Source organism: Pseudomonas sp. P8_241, assembly GCF_034008315.1.
Taxonomy (GTDB): Bacteria; Pseudomonadota; Gammaproteobacteria; order Pseudomonadales; family Pseudomonadaceae; genus Aquipseudomonas.
In genome coordinates this window covers 1731159-1755606 of sequence record NZ_CP125377.1, presented here as the reverse complement: position 1 = coordinate 1755606, position 24448 = coordinate 1731159, and the positions used below count along the sequence as shown (strand labels likewise).

Annotated in this window: 26 protein-coding genes; all 26 read right to left on the bottom strand. The window is 49.6% G+C overall.

Features of this window, described 5'->3' with window-relative positions:
* Positions 1 to 113: 113 nt before the first annotated feature.
* Positions 114 to 1058, bottom strand: coding sequence for a DUF1972 domain-containing protein (locus QMK58_RS07905; protein WP_320396118.1), 945 nt, complete (start codon positions 1056 to 1058; stop codon positions 114 to 116).
* Positions 1048 to 1608: a glycosyltransferase family 4 protein gene (locus QMK58_RS07900; protein ID WP_320396117.1), complete on the bottom strand. Its 561-nt coding sequence runs from the start codon at positions 1606 to 1608 to the stop codon at positions 1048 to 1050. The genes QMK58_RS07905 and QMK58_RS07900 overlap by 11 nt, the downstream gene beginning before the upstream one ends.
* A gap of 66 nt (positions 1609 to 1674) precedes the next feature.
* The gene (locus QMK58_RS07895; RefSeq protein ID WP_320396116.1) at positions 1675 to 2142 is read right to left on the bottom strand and encodes a hypothetical protein; all 468 of its coding nucleotides are present in this window, start codon (positions 2140 to 2142) and stop codon (positions 1675 to 1677) included.
* Positions 2139 to 2846 (bottom strand): acyltransferase, encoded by a 708-nt coding sequence (locus QMK58_RS07890; RefSeq protein WP_053161750.1) that lies wholly within the window; start codon positions 2844 to 2846, stop codon positions 2139 to 2141. Before QMK58_RS07890 ends, QMK58_RS07895 begins: the two co-directional genes overlap by 4 nt.
* A gap of 10 nt (positions 2847 to 2856) precedes the next feature.
* The gene (locus QMK58_RS07885; RefSeq protein WP_320396115.1) at positions 2857 to 3705 is read right to left on the bottom strand and encodes a hypothetical protein; all 849 of its coding nucleotides are present in this window, start codon (positions 3703 to 3705) and stop codon (positions 2857 to 2859) included.
* A complete protein-coding gene (locus tag QMK58_RS07880; protein WP_053161755.1) occupies positions 3653 to 4912 on the bottom strand; it encodes a hypothetical protein in 1260 nt (419 codons plus the stop codon). Before QMK58_RS07880 ends, QMK58_RS07885 begins: the two co-directional genes overlap by 53 nt.
* A 56-nt stretch (positions 4913 to 4968) precedes the next feature.
* A complete protein-coding gene (locus QMK58_RS07875) occupies positions 4969 to 5790 on the bottom strand; it encodes a hypothetical protein (protein ID WP_320396114.1) in 822 nt (273 codons plus the stop codon).
* Between the two features lie 275 nt (positions 5791 to 6065).
* The gene (locus tag QMK58_RS07870) at positions 6066 to 6425 is read right to left on the bottom strand and encodes a hypothetical protein (RefSeq protein ID WP_320396113.1); all 360 of its coding nucleotides are present in this window, start codon (positions 6423 to 6425) and stop codon (positions 6066 to 6068) included.
* 25 nt (positions 6426 to 6450) lie between these two features.
* Entirely contained in the window at positions 6451 to 7038 is a 588-nt protein-coding gene (locus QMK58_RS07865) for a hypothetical protein (RefSeq protein WP_320396112.1), read from the bottom strand.
* A gap of 369 nt (positions 7039 to 7407) precedes the next feature.
* Positions 7408 to 7698 (bottom strand): hypothetical protein, encoded by a 291-nt coding sequence (locus QMK58_RS07860; protein ID WP_320396111.1) that lies wholly within the window; start codon positions 7696 to 7698, stop codon positions 7408 to 7410.
* Positions 7699 to 7701: 3 nt separating this feature from the next.
* Entirely contained in the window at positions 7702 to 8829 is a 1128-nt protein-coding gene (locus tag QMK58_RS07855) for a DegT/DnrJ/EryC1/StrS family aminotransferase (RefSeq protein WP_320396110.1), read from the bottom strand.
* A 577-nt stretch (positions 8830 to 9406) separates the two neighbouring features.
* A complete protein-coding gene (locus QMK58_RS07850) occupies positions 9407 to 9817 on the bottom strand; it encodes a sugar 3,4-ketoisomerase (protein WP_053161763.1) in 411 nt (136 codons plus the stop codon).
* Positions 9818 to 9972: 155 nt separating this feature from the next.
* Complete coding sequence (locus QMK58_RS07845; RefSeq protein ID WP_172681852.1) at positions 9973 to 10461, bottom strand: transcription termination/antitermination NusG family protein; 489 nt, start codon at positions 10459 to 10461, stop codon at positions 9973 to 9975.
* Positions 10462 to 10730: 269 nt separating this feature from the next.
* Positions 10731 to 11795, bottom strand: a complete 1065-nt coding sequence (locus QMK58_RS07840) for a Wzz/FepE/Etk N-terminal domain-containing protein (RefSeq protein WP_053161765.1) — start codon at positions 11793 to 11795, stop codon at positions 10731 to 10733.
* 115 nt (positions 11796 to 11910) lie between these two features.
* The gene (gene rfbA, locus QMK58_RS07835) at positions 11911 to 12801 is read right to left on the bottom strand and encodes a glucose-1-phosphate thymidylyltransferase RfbA (RefSeq protein ID WP_053162102.1); all 891 of its coding nucleotides are present in this window, start codon (positions 12799 to 12801) and stop codon (positions 11911 to 11913) included.
* Positions 12801 to 13694 carry a dTDP-4-dehydrorhamnose reductase gene (rfbD, locus tag QMK58_RS07830; RefSeq protein WP_320396109.1) on the bottom strand — a complete coding sequence of 298 codons (894 nt, stop codon included), beginning with the start codon at positions 13692 to 13694 and terminating at the stop codon, positions 12801 to 12803. Before rfbD ends, rfbA begins: the two co-directional genes overlap by 1 nt.
* Positions 13691 to 14767 (bottom strand): dTDP-glucose 4,6-dehydratase, encoded by a 1077-nt coding sequence (rfbB, locus tag QMK58_RS07825; RefSeq protein WP_053162104.1) that lies wholly within the window; start codon positions 14765 to 14767, stop codon positions 13691 to 13693. The genes rfbD and rfbB overlap by 4 nt, the downstream gene beginning before the upstream one ends.
* A gap of 225 nt (positions 14768 to 14992) precedes the next feature.
* On the bottom strand, positions 14993 to 15232 hold the full coding sequence (locus tag QMK58_RS07820) for a lipopolysaccharide assembly protein LapA domain-containing protein (RefSeq protein WP_053161769.1): 240 nt from the start codon (positions 15230 to 15232) through the stop codon (positions 14993 to 14995).
* A gap of 27 nt (positions 15233 to 15259) precedes the next feature.
* On the bottom strand, positions 15260 to 15556 hold the full coding sequence (ihfB, locus tag QMK58_RS07815) for an integration host factor subunit beta (protein WP_003369729.1): 297 nt from the start codon (positions 15554 to 15556) through the stop codon (positions 15260 to 15262).
* A gap of 149 nt (positions 15557 to 15705) precedes the next feature.
* On the bottom strand, positions 15706 to 15984 hold the full coding sequence (locus QMK58_RS07810) for a hypothetical protein (RefSeq protein ID WP_082344540.1): 279 nt from the start codon (positions 15982 to 15984) through the stop codon (positions 15706 to 15708).
* Positions 15985 to 16196: 212 nt separating this feature from the next.
* Entirely contained in the window at positions 16197 to 17891 is a 1695-nt protein-coding gene (gene rpsA, locus QMK58_RS07805) for a 30S ribosomal protein S1 (RefSeq protein WP_047527094.1), read from the bottom strand.
* 120 nt (positions 17892 to 18011) lie between these two features.
* Positions 18012 to 18701 (bottom strand): (d)CMP kinase, encoded by a 690-nt coding sequence (gene cmk / locus QMK58_RS07800; protein WP_053161771.1) that lies wholly within the window; start codon positions 18699 to 18701, stop codon positions 18012 to 18014.
* The gene (locus QMK58_RS07795; RefSeq protein WP_053162105.1) at positions 18698 to 20905 is read right to left on the bottom strand and encodes a bifunctional prephenate dehydrogenase/3-phosphoshikimate 1-carboxyvinyltransferase; all 2208 of its coding nucleotides are present in this window, start codon (positions 20903 to 20905) and stop codon (positions 18698 to 18700) included. Before QMK58_RS07795 ends, cmk begins: the two co-directional genes overlap by 4 nt.
* Before the next feature lie 28 nt (positions 20906 to 20933).
* On the bottom strand, positions 20934 to 22046 hold the full coding sequence (gene hisC / locus QMK58_RS07790) for a histidinol-phosphate transaminase (RefSeq protein WP_053161773.1): 1113 nt from the start codon (positions 22044 to 22046) through the stop codon (positions 20934 to 20936).
* A 12-nt stretch (positions 22047 to 22058) separates the two neighbouring features.
* A complete protein-coding gene (gene pheA, locus QMK58_RS07785) occupies positions 22059 to 23153 on the bottom strand; it encodes a prephenate dehydratase (RefSeq protein ID WP_027620100.1) in 1095 nt (364 codons plus the stop codon).
* On the bottom strand, positions 23153 to 24238 hold the full coding sequence (serC, locus tag QMK58_RS07780) for a 3-phosphoserine/phosphohydroxythreonine transaminase (RefSeq protein WP_053161775.1): 1086 nt from the start codon (positions 24236 to 24238) through the stop codon (positions 23153 to 23155). Before serC ends, pheA begins: the two co-directional genes overlap by 1 nt.
* Positions 24239 to 24448: the final 210 nt, after the last annotated feature.

The following is a 24448-nucleotide window of genomic DNA, read 5'->3' as shown; positions in this document are numbered from 1 at the left end:
AGGCAATCCCCTGCCATCTGTACCGTGATTTGGCTACGGCGTGCATTTCATTCCCCAACGAACGGCGCTTTTCCTCGTCTTGAAATAGAGCTTGAACTGAGCTTTCAAGATGACTAGCAGAACTTGAAATACTCGGCCTTATCTTCGGTAGACGCTCGGTTAAATGAAACGTCAAAGGCGATAATGGGCAATCCCAACCACATCGCTTCCACCAACGATGGATTCGTACCGCCAGCACTATGACCATGTACATACAGCGTGCAGTTACTGCGCAACGGTGCCAGCTTCGCAGGGTCATATATCGGATCAAGCAAAAATAAATTTTTAACTGCAGAATAACGCCTTTGCAGCTCCGAACCGTATTCGCTCTGTTTCCAGTTTCCTACAAGAACCAACGGAATCCCATTATCACTGAACGCCTGCAAAATCAAGTGTATATTATTTTCCGGCTCGATACGACACACAGAAAATGCATATGGAGAATTCAGAAAATCGAACTGAACGGCAGCTTCTTCATCGACCGCACTTTTCAAAGCTTGGTCACCACCATAAGCAATAAGCGTACTATCAACTCCATATTCACTAAGTACATAGTCACGAAGGACTTTATTGTCCGTCACAATCCGATCAGCAAACCTGACTGCAAGACGTTCGGAAAACTTCAAAAACTTCTTGATCAGTGGAGACCACTTAGCTCTCTTCCACTCAAAACCATCAATATTAACAATAATTGCTTTTTTGGTGAGCAGGCGTATAACAGGTAACGCAATACAGCCTGAGACACCCAAGATCAACATCACATCGCTTTCACGATATGCTCGCAACATGCTCACAATATCGTACGGAATACTTTGGAAGCCATTCGCCTTTAACTTGATATAGACCAGCTTGGCATTTCCGAACTTTTTAGGGCGCTCTGCATAACTGAAGGCGCTGCAATAAACCGTCATATCATAGGTTTTATCAAGGTTCAGAACCAATTGCTCAGACAGCGATTCCCACCCACCATATTGTGCTGGAAGACCTACAGTTCCTATTATGGCAACTCTATATTGCATTTAACACCTTCAGTATATCGAGCTCGAATTTTTGTTGAGAGAACTGCTTGGATTTGATCTTGGCCTCCCGAGAGAATGCTAGACAGTGCTCTGGGCTTTTAGAAAGAAACAATATTTTCTTTGCAATCTCGTCGGTACGATCAGACGCAAACAAATAGCCCTGCTTTTCGTGCTCAATCAACTCAACCGGTCCTCCCACGGGAGGTACAATACAGGGGATACCGAAAGCCATTGCTTCGAGAATGGTCAGACCAAAGGTCTCAACCCAGCTTTCTGGCTTAGAAAGATTCAACAGGATATTCGACGTTGCGTAAAACGAACTGACGTCCGCAGTAGTTCCGAACAATTTGACATTGGTTGGGACTTTAGTTTCGACAAAAAACTTTTCAATTTCCAACGCACTGGCATTCAATACCAGTGTAAATTTGATATCAGCACTCGACTCCAGAAGAGTGGCCACTTCCAAAAACTCAAAAACCCCCTTATAAGGCTTCTCTTTCAATGAACAAACCATCAACACCTCTTGAAAACAACCATCATAACGTGGCAAATACGTATGCTCGATGCTTGAGCGGAAAAATCAATTTAGCGCGTTATATATGTTACATGCGGAAACTCATACACTGTCAGTGACTGCCATAAAATTCGAAACAAAAATATTCTTTTTCGAGGTATAACGCACTACAGCCCGAAGAAACGTTTTTAACGCTCGAGGTGTAATCGATGTTTCGTGTATGTGGTAAACAACCTTTTTCCCTAAAAGGTATCCCGCCACTGCCGCACCAAATGGCAATAAGGTATTTATATAAAAAACAACATCCTGTTTCCGGTACTTGAACAACTTAAAAAACAGATCGACCTGCGAAAATGAATAACTAACCAAAGTGAAATATTTATTATTGAATCGTCTATACCAGAAACGACTGACAGGCCCTCGGACATCGGATAAAAAACCCTCTCCAGTCCCACCAACGTACAACTCTGTAGTATAACCGCCGTTCTGTGCGACAGACACAACCTGGGATAGTACTTTTGGGCTACCGCTGCGATCGTTCAACAAGTGAAAAAATACAATTTTTTTCATTTGGCATCTATCTCAACGCAGCGCTTCTTGATGAATTTTGCCGGCACTCCGCCATATACAGAGTTCGCTGTGTAAATACCATCCCGAACTAAGGTACCCGCCGCGATAACGCAACCATCTTCGATAATGGCACCATCCAAAATAGTAACCTTGGCTCCTATCCAGCAATTGGCGCCAATTTTTATCCCCTTCCTGTTCACACCTTGCAATCTAATTGGTATTTCCGGATCTGAAAAATTGTGATTTTCGGAATGAAACGAAACGTAATTTCCGATAATGACATCATCCCCAATGGAGATTCCACCGGCGCACCCAAAAAAACAATGGGAACCAATACCTACATTATTACCCACTAAAAGACCGTGACCTATATTACTCACGCTTCCGGTACATTCAATAGTTACGTACTTATTGATTGAGACACCGCTGCCGAAAGTAATGCCGGCTCTAGAAAGTGCGTCAATATAGCATCCTCGATCAATCGACAACCCCTTGGGACTGGTGATCTTGGACGATTCTTTTATGACCGCACTTGGAGCAACAAAATAAGGGGTTAGACGCTTGAACTTAAAGACCCCACTCACCAACATGATCACTTTCGAAAACATAAAACCCAGCAAATAGGTTTGCGAAATATCTCTATCCACATGGATTTTGCGTCCTTTTAAAAGATACGCAAGTTTTTCTAGCACGAAGTGGATCAATTGGAACTCCTCACCTAAAAAAAATGCGCAAGAAAGCTGAATCTTTATAGATTAGCGTCTTTTTAATTGCGGCGAACAAAAGATAAAACCGAAGAGATAAGCGCACAACCAAATTTTGCTTTTCGAATACAATTTTTAGCCCTTTAATCATCTCTTCATACCTGAAACAGGCGCGCTCCGTACTATCCGACGTGAGTTCGGATAGATCATGTTCAATTACCACATCCAAAACATATACATATTTATAGGAGGCTTGATATCGGACAAAAAAATCAGTGTCGGTAACGTAAAACTTCAATCGCTCGTCATAGAATGAAGGCATGTTCAAATAACATGCTCTAGTAACTATCATACCACTATTAATTGCTAGTAGATTTTTTGAAGGGTGGACACCCGCAGCTATTGTCGGCAAAAGCTTCCCTAGAAACAACAGTCGTTTCCCTGGGCTTATCAAAACATTGCCTGTATAAATCTTAGGGAGAAACACACCAATATCGTTGCGCTGCGCCTGTATATTTGAGGCAACATTTAAACAACTGATTAGATCACAAGACTCATAATCCGTATCATCATCAGAAACAAGCAAGTAATCACTACCAGCATCAAACGAAAGCTTTGCAATCTGATTATATATAAAAGACAATCCATTGTTACTACCCGAATACCAACGAACATCCTCATGCTCTAATGCATCCGAATACTCGGGAGTGTTGTTCCAGACGTGCAAGGTGACCAAGAGATTATTGCCACACGCATTTATTTTATTCAACAACGATTGAATGGCGACAGATCTTGCATAGTGCTTTTTATAAAGCACCACTACAATCGACAGCCTGATTAACCCGAAATCTGCGCTCATACATGACCACCAACAAAGTGATTGCAAACAAATATAGTACAACGCTGTTTGTATATGCTTGAAAAAAGAAAGAGCTCAAGTAAAATGGATATATCGCCATTATATACATACCAAAGGCTGCTTCGATCACCGTACCTTCCCGCTTCATCTCGGTGCATGTCTTAACGATTTTACCGTAAAACAAAACCAAAAACAGCATCATGGCCACCCCGAAGACTCCACAACCAGCGATGAGGTTTAGCCAAAAAGAATCGAACCAATGGGCTTGTCCTGGACCGATTTCACCAAGTCCATAACCCAAGGGATGGCTTCCTTGGAACGATAAAACCTCCAGCCATTGCCTAGGTCGATCCAACGCCGAAGGATCATCGGTGAAGCCCAATGTCAAGTAGAGAAAAATAACTAACGAAAGTGAAACAAAGTAACCGTAGCCCAAAACAAGCAATAGGTATTGATTCCTTATATTGTTAGTTAAAACAAGAAAGAAAAACAGGCTAATTAATCCGATCAATGAAGTTCTAACACTACCAAAAATAATGAGAAGCGTAAAAACGAGAAACGTTACAATTAACAAAATCAATTCTACATTTATTTTCCGCCGACTAATGCTTGCAAAGATGACACTCAATACCAGGATTGCACAGTTTAAAACAACCGCTGAAAACTCCAAGGTCCCGGTAAAGAAACCTGCCATACGAGGCAATCCATCTCGCATTGAGTTCGTAGGCTGAAGGACAAAACCCTTCTCAACCAACGGGACCCAATACCAGAACTCGACAGGATCCTTGATCGTAAGAAACTGATAAGCGCCATATATTCCCGTGCACAAAGAACACAATAAAAGCACTCTTAACAACCACCTCAATTTAATATCAAGGGGCTCTCGCTCAAGTAGAAACACCACTATAAAACCCAAAAAGACCGGTACACTGAGCGCACGAAACGAGCGAACAGAGGATTCAGAAAAATCGCCACAAAGTAAAAAAACCGCTGAAAACACACAGACAATTACAACGAGATAGACGTACTTAAAGTGCACGGCTCTTCCTTTAGCCGCTTTGACCACAAGCACTAATATCAACCACCCGAGCAACAAAAAAGAAAGCGCTTCCTTCCAAGCCCCAGTAACACTTAACCCAAGACTCAAAATAAGAAAGTCACTAAAAAAAAGCCCCACAATAATCATTGCACATATAAAACGTCCCATCACTCCCTCTTATAACGTAAAACAAACTCGTAAGTACCAACGCCGAAAAAGACTCATTACTTTGATAACGCACGAGTAAATTGTCTTATAATTAGTTTTACAACAACTCTAATTTTTTGCTGCATCGCCAACGTCGATAAGAGCTTAAAGAACAACTTCTTATCAATTCTCACCAATGCGATTACTGTTTCAATTGGGATCGGCGATTTTATCTTGCGCCCCTCCCTCATGAAATCAATATCCCCTGTCCAAGGCACATACTTTTCCATATCAGAAACTGAAATAGTATCATTGTAGATGCAATTCAAATAGCGTTGCTTCACAACACTGTAACCATTCATCTGCACACACATCAACGCGGCATCCGCATAATCCCGAGGGGCATTGATATCGTTCAAAATGTCAGCCTTCGACTCACTTTTTAGCATGTCCGCTGGCGAATACCCCTGAATAGGGCTTACGAGCCCAATGCACCGCCGACCTTGGATGAGTTGCTCGGCAAAAGCAGTCCCACCTGGAATTGGATAGCTATCAACATAAAAATCTGCCTGAGTCAGTAGCGCCTTATACTCCTCAAAAGGCAAATGAGGCACAACAGAAAATCGATTTCTGTATTTTAGTTTTAACCCCCACCACCAGTAATTCGTAAATAAGTTGGCACCAACGATATGAAAAGTCGAATTTGAATATCCGTCCAGTATCATACTAATGACTGGAGACATACTTAAACCTACACGAGGCTTATATTTCAATGCAGAAGCAGCGCTAAAAAACTTTAAATTATCTTTATCAGTCAGTGAGTGAGTTACTAAACTATTCACTGGCCTATCAACAGGGATACCTAAAAAGCTCTTCTTGCCTATTATTTTTTTCTTCACATCCCGCCGGGCGCCATAACTACTGATTTCAAAATAATAATCAGCGACTGAGCTACCGAACGAAAAAACATGATCCGCATGATTTATGCACAGGAGAAAAAGCTTGCACTACACGAAGCCTGCAATAAACCACAAGCCACGATACTCACAATATCGTCGGGGTGGGACATGCAGCACTACATTGCGATAGTCCGTCAACAACTTAGCAATTTTTTGAGTTTGCGCCATTGGCCTGCCAGCGGCAACCACCTCGTACTGAATGTTAAAAAACTGGTTTAATCTTGCTCATCATTTCTGCTGATGTGCCTCTGGTTATAATAAGATTCTGGCTTGCTATCGTACTCCGAGGCAAGTCTTTTTTTAAATCGAGTATGTCCGCCTATCAAATAACAAGTGCCCTGATATGACATGAACCGTGTCCTTCTCTGGATCGCTGACTTAACGACACATTCTAGCGATTTACCAATTCTTTCGACCAGTTCCGTTTCTATATCAGATGCATCGTTTATCCCCATATCAGCAGCCCAAAAAACTGAGCCATAGATCTGGCTCAACTCCAAGGCTTTGTTCAAATCTTCCTCAGAGAATATTTTTGACTTGAAATAATCAGATAACGATAACATTACTTCATCCACTTTATATAAATTCCATACACGCGATTTAGATAATCTTGTGCAATCGTCGAAACACCATGAAATACATCACAATAAAGTAAAATCCGTAGTTTATCGCGTGCGCCCAAGAAACACCGACAAATCCGAACCACCCGGTTAAATATACAGTCAACAGATAAAAAGTTAGACTGAAAACAATTTCGCTAGCAATAAAAGCTTTAAACATCGCCTTACCTAGCATCATATATGCAAGGATCCAGCTACCAATTTTCAGGGTATCCCCGATCATCTGCCACGCAAACAACTCACGCATGGGGGCAAAATCACGCGTGAATAATAATATTATGATCAGGTCCCTGAGCATATAAATCAATAACCCGCATAGCGCAGCCACTGGCAGGATTATTTTATAACCTTGAAGTATTTCTTGCCGTATCTCGTGATACGTCTTTAACTCAGACAACCGTGGCAGATAGTAAACTCCCAAAGTCGTGGTAACCACCATCAAATATGCACTACTTAGCCTCCATAACGCTTCCCAATATCCTGCGGCTTCAAGGCCAAACTGAACGGAAAGATAATTCCTGATCAGTATGTGACTCATTGGAACCGAGAGCGCGGTTGTCAATGCCATCGCAGTATATTTGGCCAAATCTTAGCGCAAAGTTTCACTCAATGAGACGTACCACGATACTCGAAAATGAACAACTCATTTAATGCAAAGAAATAACGTAGAAGCAAAAGACAACCATTGAAGGACTGCCATGTATAGCAGGGCGCTATAGAGAGCAAACATGAAAACCAACACCCGTGGGTAATGACAAGAGAAAATAAACCTGCCGTTATATTACAAAACATATTTAGCGATTTCTTTTTTCCCATTTAAGATAGACAACAACAAGGTATTTAAAGCCAAAACACCAGCGTTGCACTCAAACCAGGGGAAACCCCCGCTAAAACTATCATTATTGAGAAACTAGTTCGCCAAGGCGACACCAAAACGCTATCGCTGCGCTGGCAAGGTGCCCGCTAGTGCGATCGCGCCAGCGGTCTGCCAGACTTTGTGTTGTGCGGACTCATCGTCCGCGTATTCTGCAGTGTACTTCACAACCCCTGTATTCACCGCACCACTGGCGAATGTAGTGATCATCTGCACTGCGTTCTGAAATTGTCCGATCGCTGCGTACCCGGTAGGGCCTACATAGATGGCTAAAATCTTATTGATACCCAACAGAGTCAACATCTTGACGACAACGGCAATTCCGTTGAGCAAGCTTGTTTTTATAAGCGTCATGCTTTATCGGCCTGTCGGAGCAAAGCTGTTACAAGCATCGACTACAACTCTAGCCTCCTCAATCGTCATTACAGGACTAATTGGAAGGCTGAGGACCTCGTCGTGAATTACTTCAGTTCCAGGGAAACTCAGTCTGTTAAGATCAGGATAAGCCTGTTGCTTGTGCGGCGGAATCGGATAGTGAATTACCGTCTGCACGCCCGCGGCAGCAAGATGCGCCTGCAGAGCAACTCGCTCTTTACAACGTAAAACAAAAAGATGCCAGACATGTCCCAGATAATCATCCGGCTGACCGCATGGAATCGAAGGTAATACGATCGCATCATTTTTTATTTCGTTGTAATAAACATGAGCAATCTCGCGTCTTTTTTGAGTGTCCGCATCCAGATACTTGAGCTTCACATTTAATATCGCAGCTTGGATCTCATCAAGCCTGCTATTTACTCCCTGATAAACATTTCTATACTTTTCGTGTGAACCGTAATTCGCTAACGCCCTTAGAGTATTCGCCAGTTCATCATCATTAGTAGTAATTGCGCCTCCATCACCTAGAGCGCCAAGATTTTTTCCTGGATAAAAACTGAATCCAGATGCATCGCCCCAGTTACCCGCTTTGATGTCTTTATGACTAGCACCGTGGGCCTGTGCGGAGTCCTCAAGCACCAGCAAATTATGCTGCTTAGCGATCCCCATAATCACAGGCATGTCTGCCAGTTGCCCGTAAAGATGGACAGGGATGATTGCTCGGGTTTTAGTGGTTATTGCAGACTTAATGGCATCAGGACTGATATTAAAGGTTTTTCCATCGGGCTCGACCAACACAGGAACCAGACTGTTTTCTGTTATCGCTAGAATTGTTGCGATGTAAGTATTTGCTGGAACAATGACTTCGTCGCCACTTTTGAGTTTCCCAAGAATTTTCCACGCCCGAAGAGTCAGAATCAACGCATCAAGACCATTACCAACACCTATGCAATGCCGAGCCCCACAATACTGAGCGAATGCCTGTTCAAATTGCTTTACGTTATTACCTTGAATGTACCAGCCCGAATCAACGACTTCGGTAATCGCAGAAATCAACTCATCCCGGTATTGAGCGTTTACATTTGCCAAGCTAAGAAAGGAAACCATGGGGAGCCTCAGGTTCAATATGAAAGATTTAGATTTTAATTGTCAGCTTTAACATTGCCATCATTAAGAAATAATCCGAAGCAAGGACTACTCCGACAACTCGAAAAATCACATCACGGCGTCAAATATTCTCAACCAAAAGAACCTCAACTTCCGGCGAATATACAGCTTTTCGGTCTGTTATTGCCTCTTCACCGTCTGCCTGGCATGTTTGTTTTTCCAATAAATGTTCACGTCTAAAAGTTAAACCACACGCAAATAGTCAAACAGGCGAAAAAATTAGAGGTCTAGACTTTACTGGATTGAACCTTCTCCTCCTGGCTTCGACCTCGCCACTCAAAAATGCCATACGATTCTTTGTCAATTGCATGACTTAGTAACGAGTTCGTTGTTGCAGGTGAGGCTTTCATAATGAATTTTCTTAGGAGAAAATTGAACCACGAGAACTGCTCTATGCTAAGAAGAGGACTCAGTTTCTAAAACTGGCTCCACGACTATCGTCTCACTCAACCAGTTCTGCATGTATTTATCACGCCAATGAACGTTAAGCACCATAATTGGCAGCCTGTCTTGTTCATTAATCAGCTTTCAAACTCTGAACATTCAAAAAATTTTGATAATTTCTGATGTAATCACTTTCATCATACGGCTCACTTGCGATGACCAACAAGACACAATCAGGTGTAAAATCGTGCATCTCACGCCACACCATGCTTTCGATAAGAATTCCTTTGGTCGCGCAATCTAACCACACATCTTCTCTTTGAATGCCATTATCCAAGACCATACGACATTTCCCGGATACGCAGATAGCAACTTGTTTGAGGTTCCGATGCGCGTGAAACCCTCGGCTTACACCTGAAGCAGTATGATAAAGATAGTAAATTCGCTTTATCTCAAACGGAATTAGCGCGCCTTGTTCGATAGAAACCAAGCTACCCCGCTCGTCTCCGAGTATTTGAAACTCTATCCATTTTATTAAAGTCATTTTTTGCTATCCTCTAGCAGCTCATACGAAGAATTTTAGCTATGAATGCAAAAAATCATCGCTGAATAAAAAAGCACGCTACCGCCTCAAGATTTTCCGTCATTTCCTGAGAACGAATCATTCGCAATGTCGAGGGTAGAACCACACCCTACCGTTCAGTTTTTGGTCACGCAGAACCGTGGCAAATGAATTTTTTGCTCTCGATTCAAAAAATTAATCAACAAAACGACGCGCTCCATTCCGTCTGAGCAGAGAAAAATTGCATCAAGATCAGAAAACGCTCCGGCTAAAACACGGACCTTGTCTCCTGCGCTGATCTCTTTCTCGGTCAAGCTATCTCCGCGGTTGCTCAACTCATTAACGAGTTCGTCACTGACAGAAAGGGGTTGCCCACCAAATCCGACGATCTTGTGCACTCCGCGTGTTGAACGCAAAGGAGCCCAGTTGGTTTCTCCCGGCAGATAGATAAAAAGGTAGCCAGGAAACAATGACTCAAAAAATGGTTTCTGCCTGGTTGATCCATTCTGCTGGCGAGCAAATTTAGGTCGAGAAACGACGAAGCCCTGACGCACCAGGTTCTCTTCCGCGCGCTCATCCTGCCGAGGCTTGCACTGAATTAGATACCAACTGTTACATGCTCCCATGCCATGCTCTTCCTTTACTACCCGACTCTGGCCCTATGGGATGCCCAAGATCTCGACCGCATACTGCTTTGAAACCCGCTCCTAGTCTCATCGCCGGTGGTGTAAGCGTGGTTATTATGCCCGTTTATGGGTGGACATGTGAGCCCTGTATTCTGGCGCGCTACGCCTGAATAGAGGACTCACATGTCCACAAAAAACATCTTTTTACGCTTGGGGAGGACTGAGAGCCCTGCGCCATGACATAAAAATTTCAATACCAGCAAACCGCCTTAATCCGTGCTTTTTTGAAGATCGCTTCTAGATTGAAGTCGATAATGCCTAACAATTGCAACAAGAGCTCCCAGAATGCCGCCCAAAAGGCCAAATACGACAACCAGTATGCTTTTCTTTTTGATAGGACTGTCTGGCACTTCAATCGAGCCATCCTGCGTATATACGGCAACGCTATTTGGATCTACAACCAGTCCCTTGTAGAAATTTAATTTACTCTGAAGCAATCGCAAATCATTGATAAACGGATCATCGTACCGTCTTGTTTTCAAGTTTTCGATTTCCGCTTTAAGCGCCTTACTGCCACGCATATACATTAGTGGCCCATCCATCGCTCCGATGTCCACTTCTCGCGAGGATTTTGAATTGATAATTGCAGGACTTTCAAGGCCTATGGCTTCAGCGACAAGCAACGCCTCCTGAAGTCTGGTTATTGAGTCTGAGCGCGTACGTTGACTGCTCTCCCGCATATCAGCAATCTGCTGAGCAAGGCTTCTAGCGCGTACATCGGCTTCGCTTTCGGCGTTTTTTATTGTTTCTTCTTTGGCCAGTGCGCCCGCTCGCTCTACAAAAGTCGAGACCCACTCAGCAGCTTTTGCCGGGTCACTGTTGAGTGCAGTAATTGAAAATCTATTATCAGAGTCCTTTCCTTCTTGAACAACAAAAAGAACTTTTAAAAACTGTTGATAGAGTAAAGACTGAGGAGCCTTTCGTTCATCTGGCGTCAATGAAGGCAAATAGTATTTATTGAAAAATTCGCGATGAAGGGACTCACCATCTAATTTTTGCAAAAATATCCCGTATATCTCCTTCACAGAAAAAGGTGCGAGCTCGGTTTCACGCGTCCGCCCATAGTTAAAGTTTGCAATATTACTTTGAGAAGGTGGCAGCACAAATGCTTTCGCTTCATACGTAGTTTTATTGATAAAAAGAAAAGCGGCTGCAGCCGCTGCTCCTAACACAGCAAAACCAATTATCCAAAGTTTCTGCTTCCACAAACCAACCAATAACTCTTTGAAGTCCAGCTCATCTTCGTTGCGCGACTCGGTAGAATTGATCTGCATCTTCACAGCCTTTTAAAGTCATACCGTTTCTTGTTGTGAGCAGCCGAATTGCGACTATCTCTCCTCTAAGAAAACCGGTATTTTTCAATATCTGAATTCTGGACGGGTTAATGTCTCAACGAAAATCTGCATCCAGTATCTTTTTCAAGTACTGTCCATATCCCGTTTTTTTAAGGCTTTCTGCCTGAGTAGCTAACTGCTCAGCCGTTATCCAGGAGTTCGTGTAGGCAATTTCTTCAAGGCAGGCTACTTTCAGCCCCTGACGTTTCTCAATGGTATGCACAAAGTGACTGGCTTCCAGCAGCGAGTCGTGAGTACCAGTATCCAGCCATGCGAAGCCACGGCCGAGCATTTCGACATTGAGAGTCTTTTGTGCAAGATAAGCACTGTTTACGTCGGTGATTTCCAACTCACCTCGCTCAGACGGCTTGATATTTTTGGCTATTTCGACGACCTGGTTGTCGTAGAAGTACAAACCGGTAACCGCGTAGCTGGATTTTGGTTTGAGCGGTTTTTCTTCGATACTCAAAGCACGACCAGCAGTGTCAAACTCGACCACTCCGAAGCGCTCAGGATCGGAAACGTGATAACCGAAAACTGTCGCCCCTTGGGTTTGACTGTTAGCAGAACGCAAGTTGTCCGAGAAATGCTGGCCGTAAAAAATATTATCGCCCAGGATAAGACAGCATGGATCCTTACCGATGAACTCTTCGCCAATAATGAAGGCTTGGGCCAAGCCATCCGGGCTAGGTTGTTCGGCGTACGAGAGCTGAATCCCATACTGACTGCCATCACCCAACAACTTGCGAAAGCACGGCAGGTCCTCAGGAGTAGAGATGATCAGAATTTCGCGCATGCCCGCGAGCATCAGCACTGACAGTGGATAGAAGATCATCGGCTTGTCATAGATCGGCAGCATCTGTTTCGAAACACCGAGAGTCAACGGGTGCAACCGCGTACCAGAGCCACCTGCCAGGATAATGCCTTTGCGATTTGTCGTATTGATCATTTGTTCAGAACTTCCCTAAGCATTCGGGTTACACCAGTTTGCCAATCCAGCAAGTGTAGAGAAAAATTGTCACGTAGCTTCTGCGTATTCAAACGCGAATTCAGAGGTCGTCGCGCAGGTGTTGGATAATCGCTTGTTTCAATTGGGTTGATCGCCCTGACGGCAAGCGGCTCACCGTTGGCTTGGGCAAACCCAATCACATAGCTGGCATAACCGTGCCAGGATACTTCGCCACTGGCCGTCAGGTGATACAAACCCGCTAACTCCGGACGCTGCAGGATCTGCTGAATGGCCAATGCGGTCACGTCAGCAATCAGGTCAGCCCCCGTCGGGGCTCCGACCTGATCGGCTATTACGTTCAAGGTTTCACGATCCTTGGCCAGTCGCAGCATAGTCTTTGCGAAGTTATTACCACGTGCACCATAGACCCAGCTCGTGCGGAAAATCAGATACTTGCAGCCAGACGCGATAATCGCCTGTTCACCAGCCAGTTTGCTGGTGCCGTAGTGATTTACCGGGGAGACTTCATCCGTCTCCTGCCATGGTGTATCGCCCTGACCACTGAATACATAGTCAGTAGAGTAATGAATCAGCCAAGCCCCCAGAATAGCGGCCTCGTCAGCCAGGAGTTGGCTTGCCCGACCGTTGACAAGGTCAGCCAACTCGGTCTCGGATTCAGCTTTATCAACCGCGGTGTAAGCCGCTGCGTTCACGATAATGTCCGGTTTAACCTGCTGGATTGTCGCGCGCAATGCACCGAGATCGGACAAATCACCACATAGACCATCGACTTTATTACGGTCTAACGCAATCAACTCACCAAGCGGCGCAAGGGAGCGCTGTAGCTCCCAGCCCACCTGGCCGTTTTTTCCTAACAGAAGAATTTTCATCCCTTGCTCGAACGATCTGCGTAGTTTTGATCAATCCATTGCTGATAACTGCCGTTCTTGACGTGGGCTACCCATTCAGTGTTCTTCAGGTACCAATCTACGGTCTTACGGATACCTGAATCAAAGGTTTCTTCTGGCGTCCACCCCAGTTCACGCTGAATTTTGCTGGCGTCAATTGCGTAGCGCTGGTCGTGACCCGGGCGATCCTGAACATAAGTAATCAGGCTGGCATGAGGATAGCTAGCGGAGTGGGGACGTAGTTCGTCAAGCAACGCACAGAGGGTTTGCACCACTTCTATGTTTTGCTTTTCGTTGTGGCCGCCGATGTTGTACGTTTCGCCGATCACCCCTTCGGTTACTACTTTGTAAAGCGCTCGTGCGTGGTCTTCGACGTACAGCCAGTCGCGGACCTGATCACCCTTCCCGTAGACCGGTAATGGTTTGCCTTCCAGTGCGTTGAGTATGATCAACGGGATCAATTTCTCGGGGAAGTGACAAGGGCCATAGTTGTTAGAGCAGTTGGTGATCAGAATTGGCAGGCCGTAGGTACGGCTCCAGGCACGAACCAGGTGATCGGAACTAGCCTTGCTGGCCGAGTAAGGTGAACTCGGCTGATACGGGGTTGTTTCAGTGAAGAGGTCTTCCGGCCCGTCAAGATCACCGTAAACTTCATCGGTCGAAATATGGTGAAAGCGAAATGTGGATTTACGCGCATCATCCAGCGTCGCCCAATAGTGGCGAGCAGCTTCCAACAGTGTATAAGTACCAACGATGTTGGTCTGGATGAATTCAGCCGGCCCGGAAATCGAGCGGTCAACATGGGACTCTGCGGCCAGGTGCATGATGGCATCCGGTTGCTGTTCTCGCAGGATACGGTCAATTTCGTCACGATCGCAGATATCGGCACGCTCGAATACATAACGTGCGTTTTGACTGACTTCAGCTAAAGACTCAAGGTTACCCGCATAAGTGAGCTTATCTACGTTAACGACATAGTCAGCAGTGTTGGTAATGATGTGGCGAATGACTGCCGAACCGATAAACCCGGCACCGCCGGTTACTAGGATTTTCACGAGAAACCATACCTTGAGCTTTGACAGGGCCGCCAACAGAGCTCTGTCTAATCCATGAAAACAAAAGCCTACTGAAACATAGAGACCTTTGGCCGAGTCAGCCTGCCCGATATGGGAGCACCATTATCCGACAAGTGCAGCATTTTACAGATTAATGAAGGTTTTACTAATGTACGCAGACAAGCTGTGACTGAAGCTTTCTACGCCGTCCAGTTCATCGTGCGATCATGCAGAGCGCTTTCGTGAAGCCCTCGACGTACTCGCCAGAATCCATGCAAGCGCGGGTCCGATCAGCATACCGATTAGCAGTGCAATGATGATCAACAGCGATACAGGAAGCTGAGGTCCTGCCCAGCCGAGGAACAACAGGGATACTGATTGCTGATTTTCCAGCGCGAAGACAAGCATCAGCAACGCTATCAGCAGGACGAGCAACGTCATCAATACACGCCTGATGTTACGCATTTGCAGACACTCGAATTACGGTGACTATCAAAGCCCCTCCTCCTCATCCTCATTCACCCGATCCCGCAATTCCTTCCCCGGCTTGAAATGAGGAACAAACTTGCCATCCAGGCTGACCGATTGACCGGTCTTCGGATTACGCCCGACCCGTGGCGCACGATAATGCAAGGAAAAACTACCAAACCCCCGAATCTCAATCCGATCCCCAGTGGCCAGACATTGTGACATTTGCTCAAGCATGGTCTTGATGGCCAGCTCCACATCCTTGGATGAAAGCAGCCCTTGATGGGTGACAATTCGTTCGATCAACTCCGACTTCGTCATATTTTTCCCTTCTTTTTCAAGCAGCTAGATCAGCGCTTCAAAGGTTTTAGCACGCCCGAAAGAATTTGAACAGTCCGAGTTTTATCATCTGGCTCCCAATCCAAAAGGCTCAGTGCAGGAGCAGTGAATGACCAGAGGACGAGCTACTTTCATCGGCAAATTACCAGCATTTTACGCGTCAGCAAGCCGGCAGGATTGAATCCGAGGGGAAAACTCTCTCCCTCTTTGACATCATCAGATCTGGCCACAACGCGGTAACCCGCTTCCTCACACTCTTTCGCCGCACGCCTTTGACAGCGCTCCCAGCCTGAACCCAACCCGGAACAATCAACCTCAACTCCACTGACACCATGCACCGCATGAGTTTTTACATTCGTAGTACAGCCCGCCAGTGCCAGTATCGCAATCACGACAATGAGCTTATTCATTCGCATCCTTATGCCTGGCACCCTCACGGAAAGCTCGCCAACCGTAATCCATAGAGTAGCTGCAAAATAACCGATTGATCCGATTAAAGAATCGGACACCTTTCACCTTGATTTGTTTCAAGCGGGCACTGCTCTTGCTCCTTCAATACCGACCAAATTCCAGGCACAAAAAAGGGCGACCAAAGTCGCCCTTTTTTACAGAAAGTCAGAACTTAGTTCTGTTTTTCCGCTTGTGCAGCACGCAGCAGGTCACCCAGAGTGGTGGCTACTGGAGCATCCGTAGCTACTGGCTTGTCGCGCAGGCTCTGGATAGCTTCTTTCTCGTCTTCAACGTCTTTCGACTTGATCGAGAGCTGGATTACGCGGCTCTTGCGATCAACGCTGATGATCTTGGCTTCTACTTCTTCGCCTTCCTTCAGAACGTTGCGCGCGTCTTCAACGCGGTCACGGCTGATTTCGGAGGCTTTCAGAGTCGCTTCGATATCGTCGGCCAGAGTGATGATGGCGCCTTTAGCGTCAACTTCCTTCACGATGCCTTTAACGATGGCGCCTTTGTCGTTCTCTTGAACGTACTCGGAGAACGGATCGCTTTCCAGTTGCTTGATACCCAGGGAGATGCGCTCGCGCTCTGGGTCAACCGACAGGATAACGGTGTCCAGCTCGTCGCCCTTCTTGAAACGGCGTACGGCTTCTTCGCCCACTTCGTTCCAGGAGATGTCGGACAGGTGAACCAGACCGTCGATGCCGCCGTCCAGACCAATGAAGATACCGAAATCGGTGATCGACTTGATGGTGCCGGAGATTTTATCGCCCTTGTTGAACTGGCCAGAGAAATCTTCCCATGGGTTAGATTTGCACTGCTTGATGCCCAGGGAGATACGACGACGCTCTTCGTCGATGTCCAGAACCATAACTTCCACTTCGTCGCCGACTTGTACGACTTTCGAAGGGTGGATGTTCTTGTTGGTCCAGTCCATTTCGGAAACGTGTACCAGACCTTCAACGCCTTCTTCCAGCTCAGCGAAGCAGCCGTAGTCGGTCAGGTTGGTTACACGAGCGGTAACGCGAGTGCTTTCTGGGTAACGGGCTTTGATAGCAACCCATGGATCTTCGCCCAGCTGCTTCAGGCCCAGGGAAACACGATTGCGCTCGCGATCGTACTTCAGAACCTTGACATCGATCTCGTCGCCAACGTTGACGATTTCGGAAGGATGCTTGATGCGCTTCCAAGCCATGTCGGTAATGTGCAGCAGGCCATCGACGCCACCCAGATCGACGAATGCGCCGTAATCGGTGAGGTTCTTGACGATACCTTTGACTTGTTGGCCTTCCTGCAGGGATTCCAGCAGAGCTTCGCGCTCGGCGGAGTTCTCGGCTTCCAGGACGCTGCGACGGGAAACGACAACGTTGTTGCGCTTCTGGTCCAGCTTGATGACCTTGAATTCCAGCTCTTTGCCTTCCAGGTGCGTGGTGTCGCGCACTGGACGGACGTCAACCAGAGAACCTGGCAGGAACGCACGGATGCCGTTAACGTCGACAGTGAAGCCGCCTTTAACCTTACCGTTGATAACGCCCTTGACCACTTCTTCGGCTGCGAAGGCTGCTTCCAGAACAATCCAGCATTCAGCGCGCTTGGCTTTTTCACGGGACAGCTTGGTTTCACCAAAGCCGTCTTCAACCGAGTCCAGAGCAACGTGAACTTCGTCACCGACGTTGATGTTCAGTTCGCCAGCGTCGTTGTAGAACTGCTCAAGCGGGATGAGTGCTTCAGACTTCAGGCCAGCGTGAACGGTTACCCAGCGAGCTTGGTAATCGATATCAACGATAACACCGGTGATGATGGAGCCTGCCTGAAGGTTCAGGGTTTTTAGGCTTTCTTCAAAGAGTTCCGCAAAGCTTTCGCTCATTTTAATTCCTGTTGATGAGGGCGAAGAATACGCCCATCTCCACACCCCAGACGGTGTGGGTTAGTTTCATTTAAAAGAAGCCACCGCAGGACTATGACTGGTCCCCTGCGGCCCTCTTGGTCACCCGGCGATATCGCGAATGGCGATCTCGCTCATGATGCGTTCCAGCACCTGCTCGATGGATAATTCCGTGGAATCCAGCTGTATGGCGTCAGCCGCCGGTTTGAGCGGGGCTACCGCTCGCTGGGTGTCACGCTCATCGCGCGCACGTATCTCATCTAGCAGACTCGACAGACTAACACCCTCGACTTTGCCCTTCAACTGCAAATATCGACGACGCGCTCGCTCCTCGGCACTGGCGGTCAGGAAAATCTTCAGCGGCGCGCCAGGAAAAACCACCGTTCCCATGTCGCGACCATCCGCCACCAGGCCCGGCGCTTCCTGAAAAGCACGCTGACGTTGCAGCAACGCCTCACGCACAGCCGGCAGCGCAGCCACCTGGGAGGCTCCGGAGCCGACACTTTCGGTGCGGATGACATCACTGACTTCATCACCTTCCAGAATGATTCGCTGCAACTGACCTTCGGTCGCTGCAATGAACTGAACATCCAGATGAGCGGCAAGTTTCTTCAGCAATTCTTCGTTGGTCAGATCCACGCCATGGTTATGCGCAGCGAACGCCAGCAGTCGGTACAGCGCACCGGAGTCCAGCAGGTTCCAGCCCAGACGCCTGGCCAGTATCCCGGCTACCGTGCCTTTACCCGAGCCACTTGGCCCATCGATGGTGATGACCGGTGCAATGCTGATCACGACTGTGCCTCTTGCGCAACGCGGATGCCGACCTGCGCGCACAGCGCGAGGAAGTTGGGGAACGACGTCGCGACGTTGGCGCAATCATGGATGCGGATGGGCGCGGTCGCGCGCAGTGAAGCAACGCTGAAGGCCATCGCAATCCGGTGGTCGCCGTGACCATGTACTTCGCCGCCGCCGATCGAGCCACCATCAATGATGATACCGTCCGGGGTTGGCTCGCACTTGACGCCCAGCGCCAGCAGGCCGTCAGCCATGACCTGGATACGGTCCGACTCCTTGACCCGCAGCTCTTCTGCGCCAGTCAGTACGGTACGCCCTTCCGCGCAGGCTGCTGCTACGAACAGTACCGGGAACTCGTCGATTGCCAATGGCACCAGCTCTTCGGGAATTTCGATACCTTTAAGTTTAGCTGCACGTACACGCAGGTCTGCGACCGGTTCGCCACCGACTTCACGCTGGTTTTCCAGAGTAATGTCGGCACCCATCAGTCGCAGGATGTCGATGACACCGGTACGGGTCGGGTTGATGCCAACGTGTTCCAGCACCAGCTCCGAACCTTCGGCGATGGATGCAGCCACCAGGAAGAAGGCCGAAGACGAGATGTCGCCCGGCACTTCGATATGAGTGGCCGTCAGTTTGTTGCCGGACTCAACCGATGCGGTGGCGCCGTCGACGCTGACCGGGTAGCCGAAGCCACGCAGCATGCGTTCGGTGTGGTCGCGGGTCGGCGCAGGCTCGGTCACGGTGGTCGTGCCTTCGGCATACAGACCGGCCAACAGCAGGCAGGATTTAACCTGGGCGCTGGCCATCGGCATGGTGTAGGTCAAACCCTTGAGCTTGTGCCCCCCTCGAATGGTCATCGGCGGACGCCCTTCGGCGGCGGTTTCGATCACGGCACCCATTTCACGCAGTGGATTGGCCACGCGATTCATTGGGCGCTTGGACAGCGAGGCGTCGCCGGTCAGGGTGCTGTCGAAGTTCTGCGCAGCCAGCAGGCCGGACAGCAGACGCATCGAAGTACCGGAGTTACCCAGATAGATCGGGCCCGGCGCAGGCTTCAGGCCATGCAGGCCGACACCGTGAATGGTCACGCGACCGTGGTGCGGACCTTCGATCACGACGCCCATGTCACGGAACGCCTGCAAGGTCGCCAGGGCATCTTCGCCCTCGAGGAAGCCTTCGACTTCAGTGACGCCTTCGGCCAGGGAGCCGAGCATGATCGAACGGTGGGAAATCGATTTGTCACCTGGTACGCGAATCCGACCGGACAGGCGGCCACCAGGTTGAGCCAGGAAAATCAGATCGTTGGAATTCATAGCGTCCACATAGGCCCTGCGGGCCAGGATTTTACTGAAATGCTCGCGGGCAACCCGGGCGCGAGTGAAAACGCCCAACAATTGGTGCCCATCCCCTGCATCGACCGCGTCGCGCAAGGCGTCGAGGTCGCTGCGAAATGTATCGAGTGTGCGCAGTACAGCTTCGCGGTTGGCGAGGAAGATGTCGTGCCACATGACCGGGTCGCTTCCAGCGATTCTTGTGAAATCGCGGAAACCGCCCGCAGCGTAACGGAAGATCTCAAGATTTTCATTGCGCTTGGCCAGTGAATCGACCAAACCGAATGCCAGCAAGTGCGGCAGATGACTGGTTGCCGCCAACACTTCGTCGTGACGCTCGACCTGCATGTGCTCGACATCGGCACCCAGCTCGCGCCACAAACGGTCGACTACTGCCAGGGCTGCAGGATCGGTTTGCGCCAGCGGAGTCAGGATCACTTTATGGCGACGGAACAGATCGGCGTTGGAGGCCTCTACGCCACTTTGCTCGGAACCGGCAATCGGATGCCCGGGAACAAAATTCGACGGCATGCCGCCAAATGCTTGAGTCGCGGCACGTACTACGTTGCCTTTGGCGCTGCCGACGTCAGTCAAAACCGCTTGCCCCAGATCCATGCCGGCCAAACGGCCGAGCATTTTTTCCATGGCAAGAATTGGCACCGCCAACTGAATCACGTCAGCACCTTGGCAAGCTAGCGCCAAATCTTCTTCACAGCGATCCACCACACCCAGCTCAACCGCCAGCTTGCGCGACTGCGGATCGAGATCGACTCCAACCACTTCGCGGCACAGGCCACTTTCACGCAAGCCTTTGGCAAACGAACCGCCGATCAACCCCAGACCGACCACTACCAGGCGGCCGATCACAGGTTCAGCAGACGGCAGTGCAGTGACATCAACCACGAGCCAGAACCTTGGTCAGCGCCTCAAGGAAGCGACTGTTCTCTGCCGGCAGGCCAATGGTGATGCGCAGGTGGTTCGGCATGCCGTAGTTGGCCACCGGACGCACGATCACGCCTTCGCGCAGCAAGCCTTGGAACACCGGGGCTGCGACTTGACCGAGATCGACGCAAATGAAATTGCCTTTGGACGCAATCCAGCTCAGCCCCAGCTCCCGGAAGCCAGCTTCCAGTTGCTGCATGCCGGACTCGTTCAAGTGACGGCTTTGCGCCAGATACTCTTCATCCTTCAACGCCGCACAGGCAGCGGCCAAGGCCAGGCTGTTGACGTTGAACGGCTGGCGCACGCGGTTCAGCACATCGGCGACCACAGGCGTCGACAAGCCATAACCCACACGCAAGGCCGCCAGGCCATAAGCCTTGGAGAAGGTGCGGGAAACCAGCAGGTTCGGATAAGCCGCCAGGAAGTCCAGACCGTCCGGCAGGTCGCTGCCTTCGGCGTATTCAATGTAGGCCTCGTCCAATACAACCAGCACATGCTCCGGAACATCCTGCAGGAATTCGTCCAGCGCTTCGGCGCCGAACCAGGTCCCGGTCGGATTGTTCGGGTTGGCGATGAAGACCACGCGGGTATTGGCATCGATGGCCGCCAGCATTGCTGGCAGGTCGTGCCCCCAATCCTTGGCCGGAACCACTTTGGCCTGTGCGCCGACGGCTTGAGTCGCGATTGGATAAACCGCAAACGCATGCTCACTGAAAACGGCATTCAGGCCCGGCGCCAGGTAGGCGCGCGCAACCAATTCCAGAATGTCGTTGGAGCCGTTACCCAGGGTCACCTGGCTCAGCTCGACTCGGCATTGCTCGGCCAACAGGCTCTTGAGCGCAAAACCGTTGCCGTCCGGATAACGGGTCAGCTCAGCCAGTGCATTGCTAATAGCCGCCAATGCCTTGGGGCTGGCGCCTAGCGGATTTTCGTTGCTTGCCAGTTTGACGATGCTGGCCGGATCGAGATCCAGCTCACGCGCCAGTTCGTCCACGGGCTTGCCGGGAACGTAAGGGGAAAGTTGTTGCACGCCCGGCTGTGCCAGAGCGAGGAAATTGCCACTCATTGCTATCGCCCTTTAAAGAACTGCTTTCGGGTAGGAACCCAGCACTTTGAGTGCCACTGCTTCCTGACTGATCTTTTCCAGCACACCTTTGACCAACGGGTCACGATGGTGGCCGACGAAGTCGATGAAGAACACGTAGGTCCATTTACCGCTGCGCGAAGGACGCGTCTCGATCCGGGTCAGGTCGATGCCGTTGTCGTGAAACGGCACCAGCAACTCGTGAAGCGCACCCGGCTTGTTGCTCATCGAAACGATGATGGACGTCTTGTCGTCGCCAGTCGGAGGCACTTCCTGATTACCGATCATGAGGAAGCGCGTGGAGTTGTCCGGGCGATCCTCGATTTTCTCGGCCAATCGGGTCAGGCCGTACAAGCCCGCCGCCATGTCACCGGCAATTGCCGCCGAGTTCCACTCACCCTTGACCCGCTTGGCCGCTTCGGCGTTGCTGGACACCGCCACGCGCTCGACATTCGGGTAATGGGCGTCCAGCCACTTGCGGCACTGGGCCAGGGACTGGGCGTGGGAGTAGATGCGACTGATGCTGTCGGTCTTGGTGTTTTCTCCGACCAACAGATGATGGTGGATACGTAACTCGACTTCGCCGCAGATCACCATGTCGTGCTCGAGGAAGCTGTCGAGGGTGTGGTTGACCGCGCCTTCAGTGGAGTTTTCCACCGGGACCACGCCAAAATTCACCGCACCGGCCGCCACCTCGCGGAACACTTCGTCAATGGCTGCCATCGGCTTGCTGATCACGGCGTGACCGAAGTGTTTCATGGCCGCCGCCTGGGTGAATGTACCTTCAGGACCAAGGTAAGCCACTTTCAGCGGCTGCTCCAGCGCCAGGCACGAAGACATGATTTCGCGGAACAGCCGCGCCATCTCTTCGTTGCCCAACGGCCCCTGGTTGCGCTCCATGACTCGCTTGAGCACCTGAGCTTCACGCTCAGGACGATAGAACACCGGCACTTCGCCTTCGGCCAGCGAGGCCATCTTTACTCGCGCAACTTCCTGGGCGCAGCGTGCGCGCTCGCTGATCAACTCCAGGACCTTGGTGTCCAGAGCATCAATGCGAACGCGCAGTGCCTTGAGTTCTTGCTCAGACATTAGCCATGTTCCTTCTCGAACTCTGCCATGTACGAAACCAGTGCGTTGACCGCAACGATGTCCACGGCGTTATAGATGGAGGCGCGCATGCCGCCTACCGAACGGTGCCCCTTGAGGTTCAACAGCCCACGCTCGTCGGCACCCACCAGGAACGGCTTGTCCAGACGATCATCTGCCAGGCGGAACGGCACGTTCATCCACGAGCGGTCCGGCTCGTTGATCGGGTTGCTGTAAAGGCCGCTGGCATCGATGAAATCGTAGAGCGTGCGCTTTTTCACTTCATTGAGCTTGCCGATGGCTTCGACACCGCCCTGCTCTTTCAGCCACTCAAACACCAGGCCGGACAAGTACCAGGCCAGGGTTGGCGGGGTGTTGTACATCGAGCCGTTATCGGCCGCGACCTTGTAGTTGAGCATGGTCGGGCAAATGGAACGGGCGTGACCCAGCAGGTCTTCGCGAACGATATTGACCACGACGCCGCTCGGACCGATGTTTTTCTGGGCGCCGGCGTAGATCATGCCGAACCGCGAAACATCCACCGGGCGCGACAGAATGTCCGAAGACATGTCGGCCACCAATGGGACGTCACCGGTTTCCGGAATCCATTGGAATTCAAGACCGCCGATGGTTTCGTTCGGCGCGTAATGGACATAGGCTGCGTCTTTCGACAGCTTCCATTCGTTTTGGCCTGGAATGGCAAAGTAATCGTAGGGCTTGGCGGTCGCAGCCACGTTGACATTGCCGTAGCGCGAAGCTTCTTCGATGGCTTTCTGCGACCAGATACCGGTATCGATATAGTCGGCAGAGCCGTTTTCCGGCAACAGGTTCAGAGGAATCTGAGCAAACTGCTGGCTGGCGCCGCCTTGCAGGAACAGCACTTTATAGTTCGACGGGATATTCAGCAGATCACGCAGATCCTGCTCGGCCTTGGTGGCTATGGACACGAACTCATCACTGCGATGGCTCATTTCCATGACTGACAGACCCTTGCCGTGCCAGTCCAAAAGCTCACCCTGGGCGCGCTTCAGAACAGCTTCGGGAAGCGCCGCAGGACCGGCACAGAAGTTATAGGCTCTCTTGCTCACATCCAATCTCGCTCTGATTTGGTGGTATCACGCAATAATACGGGGTGATCGCTTTTCGCATGGCGCGGAACGATCAACTGTAGGAGCGAGCATGCTCGCGATGTACTTGAGGGCGTCGCGCTTAATCAGTAAACCCGCGCCATCGTTAACGTCCATCGCGAGCATGCTCGCTCCTACAGGGTCATCAATATTCCAAAGGGACAAACAACA